Raw genomic sequence first — 10,556 nt, 5'->3', positions numbered from 1 at the left:
CCACACGCTCGACTTGGCGTACTTCTTCACCGCGCCGGCCTTGGTGAACCGGACCGCGTCGGCGATGGCCGTCGTGCCCGGCACACCGTTGAGCACGACCTTGCCGGTGGTGCCCGCCGCGAACGGGTGCGTTCCCAACGTCACCCACGCACCCGCGGCCGTCGGGGTGCTCTGGTTGACGGGGTAGGTTTTCGACCCGCCGTTGTAGTAGACGGTGTACGGGGCGTTGGTGGGCCGGTCCGACTCGCCCACGTAGTGCACCTCGACCTGGTAGTCACCCGCCTCGGTGATCGTCGGCACCCAGGTGTGGGTGTCCGAAGCGCTGGCACTGCCGTGGTAGCGGTAGTCCGCGTTGATCGCCTTCGGCGTCAACGTCGCGTTCCCCGAATACGGCCAGGACCCGACCACCGACGTCCCGGAATCCCCGTCGTCCTTGGTCACCACGTTGCCCGCCGGCGCACCGGCGATCTTCCCGCTGACGGTGCCCCACGTCGCCGTGTCCTCGTCCCACGCCTCCAGGACCCGACGCACCTCCATCGGCACGTCGTACTCCCAGGCGGTGTGCGTCTGCGAGTAGTACAACTGCAACTGCGCATCATCGATCGGCGTGTTCTGCGGAATCGAATCCAGGTTGAACTTCAGCAACGACCGCCACGCGCCACTGGACGTGGTGCCCACATGCAACGGCCACCTGACCTGATCCTGCCCATAGGCATGGTTCGGGTTGGCCGAATAGATCTGGGTGTCCTGCCCGCCCAACGTGCCATCAGGCACCGGCTGGATCTTGATGGTCGGGTCGATGACCACCGGATACACCCGCGCCGGATCCCTCAACCACGCCGCGTCCGCCGACACAGTCACCGTGGTCTGCCCATACACCTGCTGCACCCGCTGGGTGACCCTGTCCGACCACACCTTGCCCAACGGCGAGGCCTTGTCGTCCTTCGAGTCATACATGAACGGCGCCGGCATCACGAACACCGGCTCACCGCCACTCGCACGGACAAACGCGATCGACCCGTCCGCGCGCTGCCGCGCGGTCAGACCGGCGGCGTCCAGGGTGAACGTGTACGACACCGGCCCAGCCGGCGCCTTCCGCAGGACGATCTCTTCCTTCAGCGCGGTGCTGGTCACGTCGTACACCACGTCCGCGCCACCGGCGATACCTGGATAGGTCACCGTCGAACCGGACACCTTCGGCGTCACGCTCTTCGCCGCGCCCGCCAAACCCAACCCGATGCTGCGGCCCTCGGCCTCGAACCGGACCAGATCCTTCGAACTGTCACCGAACAGGCTGCTGAAGGTGTTCGTGCGATTGCCCTGCACATACCCCTTCTCCGAGGTGGGCCGCACCGTGGTGTCAATGGCCTGCCACCGGCCCTGCGCATCCCGGTAATGCACCGGCACCGCCGAAATCTCCGCCTGCGTCCGACCATCCGACAACTGGAACGTCTTCGTGTTCGCCGTCCGCTCACCCGGCAACTCCCGCACCCGCTTCTGCGGCAGCCACTCCCTACCCTGCAGGGGCTTCTCCGCCCGGAACAGCCCGGCGCTGACCACCTCCGGCCGCGCCCGACCCGAGCCACCGTCGACCAGCCCACGCGCGGCGTCACCCAACCGGGCCAGCAGCCCGCCCCCGTCGTCCTTGCCGCTGCCCGCAGCCTGGTCAGCACGGTCGGAATCACGGCCCGGCAAGGCCTCCATCCCACCCAACGTGGCCACCAGGGCCACCACCAGCCCCCCGATCAGGAAGCCCCGTGATCGTCTCTTCACCATCACCCTCCGGTCCCTCAGAGACACGACGAGTGAAGGCTAAAGATGATCGATATACGCAGTGATATAAGCCAGATACATCCCGCATCCGACCTTGGCTTACACAACGAGGCGTGACGCAACAGATGCCACGGAGATGCCGCCAGCCGATGCATCACGTAGCCTCCGGCCGGAGGTGGCGGAGACTAGCTGGTCGACGGCCACGGCCACGTGACCCAACCGAGGGGTCGCGCGCGCCTCTTCGGATGGCGCGACGTGCAGGATCGGGTCTTTTGGGTGGTCTTCGAGAGGTATCCGGGTTCGGGCGCCTGATCCGCTGCGTCCGTGGCTGCCGAGCGGCAACCGCTCCCGCGCCGTGCGCCGCTCCGCCTGGGCCAAGCCGCTGACCTGGCGATTATTTCTCCGAATAGTCCACTGGAAGATCACTGGACGAAGATCGCTTGGTGCCGGCCCGCGCTGCCTGGCAGCGTCCTTCGCGGCAATCCACAGTAGAAAGGGAACTTCGTGCGCATTTCGAAGAAGATCGCCGCGCTGGGACTCACGGCGGCCGCCGCGACGGCGGGAGCCCTGGTCAACGCCTCCCCCGCATACGCCGCGCTCTACGGCGGACAGTGCGGCTCCGGCTACGGCGTCGTCAACCTGATCGACCTTCCCGACCTCCGCGGCACGGTGTACCTGACCTACAGCTCCTCCACTGGGAAGAACTGCGTCGTCACCATCCGGGAGAAGCCGGGGACCGCCACGCTCATGGAGGCGTACCTCCGCCGTTCCGGCACCTCCACCTGGCAGAAGGACAGCGGCAACTACACGACCTACGCGGGGCCGGTCTACGTGTCGGCGGCCGGCTCGTGCGTCGACTGGGGCGGCACCATCGGGACGGCCTCCAAGACCCGCACCGGCACCAACTGCGGCTGACCCGACCAACAGCAAACACCGGAGGAAAGCGCAATGAAGCTCGTCAAGACCACCGCCGCAACCGTCGCCCTGACCGCCACCGCCATGGCCGGAGCGCTGGCCGCGGCCACCCCGGCCTACGCAGCCACCTACGCAGGCGAGTGCGGGTCCGGCTACAGCGTCGTGAACTCCGCCCCGATCGGCACCAAGGGGACCGTGTTCCTCACCTACAGCTCGTCCACGGGCAAGAACTGCGCGATCGCCAAGCGGAACACCGCCGGCTCGGCCGTGCTCATCGAGGTGGGCCTGGGCATCAACCCGGTCGGCAGCCACTGGCCGGCCTACGAGGGCAACTACTTCACGTCCTACGCCGGCCCGGTCTACCTGTCGGCGGCGGGCAAGTGCGTGGACTGGATGGGCCGCATCAGCGGCACCGAGGGCGGCAAGCGCGGTACCAACTGCGGCTGACCCGTGCGGACGGGGGCGGAGCCCTGCCGGTGCGATGCGGCACCGGCAGGGCTCCGCCGCCTCACCGTGCGGTTCGTGACCGGCTGGACCGATGGGTGAGAAGGACGCCGTGCAGGTCGGCGCGGAACTTACGAGCCGCCGACCCGTACGTCCAGGAAGATCGGACGCTTGAGCGGGAAATACATTCGCCCGTCCTCGTCGGCCATCTTCCAGTAGATCTTGCAGCTTCCGGGCTCGCCGGGGGTCCGGACGGATACCGCGATGTCCACGGTCTCTCCCGGCATTGTCTGCGGGATGGCGACCGCCACCGGCGCTTGGCACGGTGTCTCGTTGACCCGCGCCAAAGAGCGGTTGGCCCAGACCACCGTCCCCGTGTTGCGGATCCGCCAGATCTTCGTGAACGAGGTGTTCGGCGGCACCAGAGTCCCGTCGGGATAGGTGATGTCGCCTTCGAATCGAGAGTCGTCATGGTCGGGTGGAGCGACGACCGCGCGGGTCACGCCGCCGTCGCTCTCACCCCTCCGCCGATCGAGAACGACAAAGGTGACACCGGCACCGGTGATGGCAGCCATGGTCGCAGCCACGCCGGCGATGCCGATGTGCCGGCGGGCGCGCAACCTGGGTGGCGAAGGCTCGACGGCGGCCGAAGACACCCGCCCACGGCCGCGCTCGGCGTTGTCGCCGGTTCGGTCGGTCTCCCCGGTCGGCCCTGTCTCCTCGACCTCGCTGGTCTCGGGTTGCGGCGTCTCCTGGACCGCCGGGGGCGCCTCCGACGCCCCGGGCCGCTGCGGCACCGCGCCGGCCGTCGACGCGGTGTCCGCTGGATGCCCGGCAGCCTTGGCCTGCATCCAGCGCTCCCGCCACTCCTGCTCGGTGTCCACCGGGTCGTGGCCCAGCCGGTCGACGGCGAGCACTCGCACGAACTCCCAGGTCGTCTCCCAGCTGGGAAGACTCCGGCCCCGGGCCGCGGCGGCCAGCGACGACTTCGAGGCAGCCGCGCCCAGGCGCACCGACATCTCCTCGTACGAGGGATTGCCTGCCTCCTGCTTCAACCGCAACAGGCGGTCGGCGAAGGCGCCCACCGGACCCGAATCCGGGTCGGGATGCGTGGGCCGTCGCCCCCGCCGTCGCGGTACCCGCTGCTGACCTTGCGTTACTTTTTCCATGTCCCCAACCTCGTCAGAACCGACCACGCAAGCGCGGCCGCGCATCCGGCGCAGGGGGACCATATCCGCGTATATCTACTTACGGCCCGCCGGCCCTCCCGCCGCCGGGGCCGTCCCGAGTTGACCGTTTGGGATAGCGTGTCGTCCGTCTCTGGGGGCGACCCCCAGAATTCTTCGGGGGAAGGAAGCTGTCACGTGTCACTGTGGAAGAAGACGACTGTTCTGGCGGTCTCCGCCCTGACGGCACTCGCGGTGACTGCTTGCGCGAAGCCGGGCTCGCCGGACGCGCCGAAGCAGCCGAGCGTGCTGGAACTGCTCGCCAGTGATCTCCAGGGTTCGTTGCAGAAGACGATCGACACCACCGACAAGGCCGATTCCGTGGCCCTGACGGCGGAGGGCACGGCGGCGGGCCAGAAGGTCTCGATGCAGGGTGTCATGGACCTCGGCGACCCGGTCAAGCTCGAGATGTCGACAACGGGACCCGACGGCACCCCGGTGATCGTCCGAATGATCGGCGCGGTGTGCTACGTCGAGGTGCCGGAGGCGCAACGCTCGGCCCTAGGTGGGAAGCGCTGGATGAAGCTGGACCTGTCCGCCATGGGCGCTCAGGCGGGGATGGACTTCTCCAGGCAGTTCGAGGACATGGACCCGACCAAGCAGGTCAAGACGCTGCTCGCCACCGAGGGAGTCACCGTCGTCGGTGAGGAGACGGTAAACGGGGCGAGGACGGTCCACTACACCCTCACCGCTCCGGTGGCGACCTACCTCGGGCAGCTCGACGCCGAGACGCGGGCGGGTGTCGAGGAGGAAATGGCCAAGCAGGGCGTCAAGGAGATCACGATCGAGCTCTGGGTCGACGAGCAGTACCAGCCGCGCCGGGTGCACATGATCATGGGCGCGATGTACGACCTGACGGTCAACTACACCGACTACGGAAAGCCGATGAACATCGAGACGCCGCCCGCGGCGGAGACCGGCGACCTCGCCGAGATGCTGAAGGGCCTGCCCACCGGCAACTGAACAGAGCGAGGATGCTGCCCGGCCGGTCCTCACCGGCCGGGCAGCGCCACTTTCTGGGACGTCAGGGCCGCTGGCCAGCCTTGTCTACAAGGGCGACCGCCAACGTGGCAGAGGCGTCGGCCACGCCGAGGAAGGCATAGGTGTCGACGTCGAAGACGAGCATGCCGGACTTGCCCTGTGACGACCAGGCGATCCCGATGCCAGGCCGCCCCGCCCCGTCTTTCACGTCTGGCACGGCCCTGATTCCGGGAATGCGCGCTGCCACCTGGAACAGCGCGGCCTGCGACTGGGGCCGCAGGTGGTTTTCTCCGATGAGCGCGAGCACGTCCTTCCCCATGGCGTTCGCATCGCCTGCCTCACGGCTGTGGTTCTTGTTCAGGTATTCGGGCATCGAGTCCACGTCGGTCGGCAGATCGGGCAGGTACGCGGGCTGAGGCGTGCACGGCTCCGTCCGCCGCGGGTCAACCCGGTCACCCTTCACGACAGCGGCCCGCTCCTCCCGGCAACCGGGCAGGGGGATTTTCTCCACATCACCGGCGTGCGCCTGCTGGACCAGCCCGTCGCGGGTTCCGTCCACCGACTGCCAGATCTCTCGCGGCGATCCGCCCTGTTGGCTCTTCGTGTAGACAAACTGGTCGGGGCGCGGCTCGACATCCGGGAGCTTGAGCGCCGCGGCCGCCGCGTTGTTCAGGACCTGTGCTGCCTGGGCGTTGGCGGCCGGGACCTCGCCGCCGAACTTGTCGGGGGCCAGGACGAGCACGGCAGCGGCCGCTGCGGCCATGCCGGCTGTTGCCCAGCCGGCCACCCCCCAGCGCCGAGCTGTGAGATGGCCTCTGCGGCGCCGGGTCTGTGTCACGATCGTCGGATGGTTGCCACGCGCATCCGATCCCTACTGCGTCGCTCCAGCCGGCTCGTCTGGTCCGGCGATGCCGAAGGTCACCTGTGGGCCTTCGTCCTGTCCGGAATCGCTACGGTCCTGGCCACCCGGGCATATCTGGAGACAGCCGGTTACCCGAAGCTGGGCGGCGGCAGCCTGCACATCGCGCACGTGTTGTGGGGCGGCCTGTTCATGGCGGCGGGCCTGGGCGTCGCGGTCACGTTCCTCGGCCGGCCCGCCCGGGCCTGGGCGGCGGTGCTCGGCGGCGTCGGATTCGGGTTGTTCATCGACGAGATCGGCAAGTTCGTCACCGCGCGGACGGACTACTTCTACCATCCCGCCGCCGGCCTGATCTATCTGATCTTCGCGGGGCTGGTCCTGGTCGTGTGGTGGGTGCACGGCCGAGGCGAACCCTCCCCTCGGGAACGCACGGCCGCAGCGCTGCAGCTGGCCCTGGTCGGGGTCACCTCCGGGATGAGCGAAGCGGAGCGCGCAGCGGCCACCCGCTCGCTGGAGGACTCGATCGATCCGGTTGACGTCGCGGTGATCCGGCTGCTTGCGACCGTGCCTGTTCGGGAAACCCGCTGGGACGCATACCGGGAGCGCGCGGCGCGCCGCGTCCGTGCGGCAGCCGACCGGCTGCTGGCCCGCCGGTGGCCGGTGGTGCTGGTCGCGGTGTATCTCGTGGTGCAGCCGGTTGCCACCCTCACCGGGGCGGCGCTGGAGCATGCCATGGGCGAACTGGCCCGGGCGCCGGAACGTGGTGCGGACCTCGTGGTGATCGGTGCGTCCCTCGCCACCGCCCTGCTTGGCGTCCGCGGTGCGCTGCTGTTGCGCAACGACCGCCGGCGTGCGCTGCGGGCGTGCCACCTCGCGCTGTTGGTGGATCTGCTCCTGGCGCAGGTCTTCAAGTTCACGGTCAACCAGTTCGCTGCCGTGTCCGCGCTCGCCGTGAACCTGATACTGCTGTGGGTCGTCTCCGCCGAGGCCGGCCGCATGCGGGTGTCCGACCCACCTGCCGCCAGCGGCACCGCAGGACGAATGGCTCTGGCACACAAGCGGCGGCGACCGTGAGTGGCCGGTGAGAGCCGTTTGTCGACTGTGCATGTGCCCTCAGTGCCGGGATGGCGGGATCGGGTCAGGTGATGTCGCGCCGCATGGGGATGATGACGGCGATCAGCGAGGCGGCGAGTGCGTACGCAGTGAGCAGTAGCGCCCCGGCGGCCGGTGGCAGCAGTTGGACGGCTGTGCTGCCGAGTTCTTGTGACATGGCGTCGGCGAGGTAGGTGAAGTCGGTGAGGGAGGCGGTGGCGCCGCCGGGCAGGACCGGGTAGAGCGCGTTGACGCCGGGGATCATCATGAGCAGCGTCTCGCCCATGTACAGGTAGCCGATCACGACGCACAGGGCTACGACCTGGTTTCGGAGCAGGGCGCCCACTCCGACGCCGATCAGCAGGTACACGACCATGGCGAGGCCGATGCGGGCGAGCAGCGCGAGTACGGTGCCGGGTGGCAGGCCGAGCGAGGTGCCGCTGGCGGCAGCAACCGCGAACAGGGCCGCAGCGGCGGTGCCGGCGAGGATCAGCCCGTACGCGAGCCCGGCGACCGCGTAGGTGGCGAGTTTGGCGGCGACCACCTGCCAGCGGCGGGGCGCGAACAGGAACGTGACGGCGGCGGTGCGGTGCCGGTACTCGGAGGTGACGGCGAGTGTGCCGGCGGCGGCCGGCACGAATGCGGTGTAGCCGAGGATGCCGAGGATCGAGCGTAGGCCGGTTTCGGTGTCCATTCCGGGCATGGGCGGGGTGAAGTTCTCCGGCCCGACGAGCGCCATCGCGCCCATCATGCCGCCCCCGAGCAGGGCTGCGGCGAGCAACAGCCCGCTCCACATCCGGGTGGCGAACAGCCGGCGGAACTCCGCTTTGATCAGGTGATTCATGGGGCGGCCGCCTTGCCGGTCGTCAGGTGGAGGAAGAGTTCTTCGAGGCTGGTGTTCTCGGTGACCAGCTCGTGCACCCGCAGCCGGTGCGCGGCGGCGAGGTCGGCGACGTCCGGCGCGTCCAGCCCGCGTACCCGTAGCCGGCCGCCCTCGACGGCTTCGACCCGCGGTGCTGGCCGGCTGACCCGCAGGGCGGCGGCCAGCCGGTCGGCATCCGGCGAGCTCACCAGCACCGCCGGTGGCCCAGCGAGCCGCGACCACGGCCCGGCTGCCACGAGCTCGCCGCGCCGGATCACCACCACGTCGTCGACGAGCTGCTGGATCTCGCTGAGCACGTGGCTGGAGATCAGGACAGTGCGTCCCTCGTCGGCCAGCCGGCGCAGGAAGCTCCGCAGCCACCGCATGCCTTCCGGGTCGAGGCCGTTGCTCGGCTCGTCCAGCAGCAGCACCCGGGGGTCGCCGAGCAGCGCGGTGGCGAGGTTGAGCCGCTGCCGCATGCCCGTGGAGAACCCGCGGGTGCGGCGGTCGGCGGCCTCGGTGAGGCCGAGCAGGTCGAGCAGGTCGGTGACCCGGCTGTCCGGGTAGCCGCCCATCGCGGCGTAGACGCGCAGGTGGTCGCGGGCGGTGTGACCGGGGTGGCATGCGTTCGCGTCCAACACCGCGCCGACGGTGCGCGATGGCCGCGGCAACCGCCCGTACGGCCGGCCGGCGATCGTCGCGGTACCGGACGTGGGCGACACGAGGCCGGTCAGCATGCGCATCGTGGTGGTCTTGCCGGCGCCGTTCGGGCCCAGGAACCCGGTGACCACGCCCGGCTCGACGGTGAAGGTGAGATCACGTACGGCGGTGAGGGCACCGTACCGCTTGGTCAGGTTCGACACCTCGATCTTCAGGCGGTCGCCGTTCATGCGCGGGCCGCCATCGCGCGTCCGATCGCGTCCGCGATACCGGACGCGGCCGGGTTGGAGAGTACGACCTCGTCGAACTCCCCACCAGCGGCCGCGCGGTCCAGGACGAGGTGCAGCCCAGGCTCACCCCGGCGCGCCGCCACAAGCTGGCGGGGGCCACCGAGCAGGCCCCAGACACCGATCTTGACGACGCCGGACACGACGATTCCGCGCCGGCCGCCGCGGGCCAGGCGCAGCGGCTCGTCGACCGCGGCGGCGTGCCGGACCGCCGCGACCGGGATGGCCAACCGCTCCCGCCCGGTCCAGAGCCGCTCCCACTCGGTGAACCGGATGTCGATCAGGTCGCCGGTAATCGTGATCGATGCCATCAGCCACTCCCCTCCCTCGTACTGGGGTCTTCTTCCCGCTCCGGGGTCTCTTGTGTGGTGTCGCTGGCGGTCGGCTGGTCGGCCGGCAGCAGGATGGTGGCCAGCAAGCGGGGCACCCTGCCCTTGCCGGGCTCGTTGCCGAGCAGCGGCCCGATGACCTGGTTGAGGTCGGCGGCGAACTTGACCAGCTCCGCGTCGGTCAGGTGGAGCACGAGCTGCTGGTACCCGACCCCGTCGGCGGCGAAGTCGATACGCCCGCGGGCGAGGTAGCGGGAGAATTCCGACAGCAGGCTCGACACGAACGCCGTGAAGTAGCGGGCGTGATCCTGGGGTGTCGCTGAGGCCAGAGCCGCGGCGTCCAATGTCGCGCCGTGGGCGGGCAGCGCGTAGACCCGCTCGACCGCGCCGCGGATCTTGCGCTCCTCCACCACCTCAATCAGGCCGGCCTTGACCAGCGTGGCCAGGTGCCGGTACAGCGTGGCCTGCGGGATGTCCGGCAGCAGCGCCACGAGGTCGTGCGTGGTCAGCGTCTCTGATTAGCTTAGTGATCCTGAGTTGGATGGGGTTTCCGGGATCGTTTCCCACCGTGGTGGGGTCGCGTGGGCGTGGAAGTGGAATCCTGCGCCCAGTGCGGCTCCTCGTGGCCGGTGGCCGGCGGTGGTGGGTGTGCTGATCGTGTTCACGTCCTGGTGTCGGTGGGCTGCGCGGGGCAGCTTCCGGTCCGTTGGTGCGTGTCCCTCCGGACGCTTGCCCGCCTGACCGTGGGGCCGGGTGGGGGAGGGTGCCCTGCGTCGCCTGGGCGCGGGGCGTGGGGTGCGGGGCCGGGTGGGGCTGGTCTTCGACCGGTCCCTCCGGCTGCCTGTAGTGGTGGGGGTGATGACGGCTGCGGCTTCGAGGGTGTCGACGACCGAGCGGATCACCATGGCACCGGTGGTCTTGTCGGTGACGGTTTTGGCTTGGTGGGTGAGGCCGCGGGCGGCGATCCGGCGCCAGGCGCCGTGGTCGCGGTCTCCCTGCCAACGACAGGACTGGTTGGGGCAGATGGCCCACTTCCAGCCTGGTGTGGTGGGCCGGTCGGGGGCTTTACGGTGCTGTAGCGGGGTCAAACATTGGGGGCAGTAGAAAGACCTCGAAGCGTTTGGGAGC

11 protein-coding genes are annotated in these 10,556 nt (G+C 69.4%); 4 read left to right on the top strand and 7 right to left on the bottom strand.

Going from position 1 to position 10,556, the window contains the following annotated elements:
- The coding region (locus tag A6A27_RS03885) for a golvesin C-terminal-like domain-containing protein (RefSeq protein ID WP_143193861.1) at window positions 1-1,773 on the bottom strand (1,773 nt) is incomplete at its 3' end.
- Window positions 1,774-2,277: 504 nt separating this feature from the next.
- Here A6A27_RS03885 and A6A27_RS03880 point away from each other — a divergent pair.
- Both A6A27_RS03880 and A6A27_RS03875 read left to right on the top strand, forming a co-directional pair.
- Window positions 2,278-2,688, top strand: coding sequence for a spore-associated protein A (locus A6A27_RS03880; RefSeq protein WP_073832998.1), 411 nt, complete (start codon window positions 2,278-2,280; stop codon window positions 2,686-2,688).
- Between the two features lie 33 nt (window positions 2,689-2,721).
- On the top strand, window positions 2,722-3,135 hold the full coding sequence (locus A6A27_RS03875; protein ID WP_073832997.1) for a spore-associated protein A: 414 nt from the start codon (window positions 2,722-2,724) through the stop codon (window positions 3,133-3,135).
- A gap of 128 nt (window positions 3,136-3,263) precedes the next feature.
- Here A6A27_RS03875 and A6A27_RS03870 read toward each other — a convergent pair whose 3' ends face one another.
- Window positions 3,264-4,187, bottom strand: a complete 924-nt coding sequence (locus A6A27_RS03870; protein WP_143193860.1) for an NBR1-Ig-like domain-containing protein — start codon at window positions 4,185-4,187, stop codon at window positions 3,264-3,266.
- 309 nt (window positions 4,188-4,496) lie between these two features.
- On the opposite strand from A6A27_RS03870, the gene A6A27_RS03865 reads away from it, so the two are divergent.
- Entirely contained in the window at window positions 4,497-5,321 is an 825-nt protein-coding gene (locus tag A6A27_RS03865; RefSeq protein WP_073832993.1) for a hypothetical protein, read from the top strand.
- Between the two features lie 61 nt (window positions 5,322-5,382).
- Here the strand turns inward: A6A27_RS03865 and A6A27_RS03860 are convergent, their stop codons facing one another.
- Window positions 5,383-6,177, bottom strand: a complete 795-nt coding sequence (locus A6A27_RS03860; RefSeq protein ID WP_198940176.1) for a CU044_5270 family protein — start codon at window positions 6,175-6,177, stop codon at window positions 5,383-5,385.
- 9 nt (window positions 6,178-6,186) lie between these two features.
- On the opposite strand from A6A27_RS03860, the gene A6A27_RS03855 reads away from it, so the two are divergent.
- Entirely contained in the window at window positions 6,187-7,272 is a 1,086-nt protein-coding gene (locus A6A27_RS03855) for a hypothetical protein (RefSeq protein ID WP_198940175.1), read from the top strand.
- 64 nt (window positions 7,273-7,336) lie between these two features.
- Here A6A27_RS03855 and A6A27_RS03850 read toward each other — a convergent pair whose 3' ends face one another.
- Genes A6A27_RS03850 through A6A27_RS03835 form a run of 4 tightly spaced genes read right to left on the bottom strand, consistent with a single transcriptional unit; the run spans window position 7,337 to window position 9,937 of the window.
- Window positions 7,337-8,134 carry an ABC transporter permease subunit gene (locus tag A6A27_RS03850; protein WP_073832989.1) on the bottom strand — a complete coding sequence of 266 codons (798 nt, stop codon included), beginning with the start codon at window positions 8,132-8,134 and terminating at the stop codon, window positions 7,337-7,339.
- Window positions 8,131-9,042 carry an ABC transporter ATP-binding protein gene (locus A6A27_RS03845; protein ID WP_073832987.1) on the bottom strand — a complete coding sequence of 304 codons (912 nt, stop codon included), beginning with the start codon at window positions 9,040-9,042 and terminating at the stop codon, window positions 8,131-8,133. Before A6A27_RS03845 ends, A6A27_RS03850 begins: the two co-directional genes overlap by 4 nt.
- Window positions 9,039-9,410, bottom strand: a complete 372-nt coding sequence (locus A6A27_RS03840) for a hypothetical protein (RefSeq protein WP_073832986.1) — start codon at window positions 9,408-9,410, stop codon at window positions 9,039-9,041. Before A6A27_RS03840 ends, A6A27_RS03845 begins: the two co-directional genes overlap by 4 nt.
- Window positions 9,410-9,937 carry a helix-turn-helix domain-containing protein gene (locus tag A6A27_RS03835; protein WP_083672406.1) on the bottom strand — a complete coding sequence of 176 codons (528 nt, stop codon included), beginning with the start codon at window positions 9,935-9,937 and terminating at the stop codon, window positions 9,410-9,412. Before A6A27_RS03835 ends, A6A27_RS03840 begins: the two co-directional genes overlap by 1 nt.
- Between the last annotated feature and the right edge of the window lie 619 nt (window positions 9,938-10,556).

Origin of the sequence: Micromonospora sp. CB01531 (assembly GCF_001905095.1) — a bacterium.
GTDB lineage: Bacteria > Actinomycetota > Actinomycetes > Mycobacteriales > Micromonosporaceae > Micromonospora.
This window is presented reverse-complemented; position numbering and strand designations above follow the sequence as displayed.

Bases quoted from the DNA above. Each gene is read 5' to 3' on its own strand.
- A6A27_RS03845 (WP_073832987.1), bottom strand. From the start codon at position 9,042: ATGAACGGCGACCGCCTGAAGATCGAGGTGTCGAACCTGACCAAGCGG.
- A6A27_RS03875 (WP_073832997.1), top strand. From the start codon at position 2,722: ATGAAGCTCGTCAAGACCACCGCCGCAACCGTCGCCCTGACCGCCACC.
- A6A27_RS03850 (WP_073832989.1), bottom strand. From the start codon at position 8,134: ATGAATCACCTGATCAAAGCGGAGTTCCGCCGGCTGTTCGCCACCCGG.
- A6A27_RS03855 (WP_198940175.1), top strand. From the start codon at position 6,187: ATGGTTGCCACGCGCATCCGATCCCTACTGCGTCGCTCCAGCCGGCTC.
- A6A27_RS03840 (WP_073832986.1), bottom strand. From the start codon at position 9,410: ATGGCATCGATCACGATTACCGGCGACCTGATCGACATCCGGTTCACC.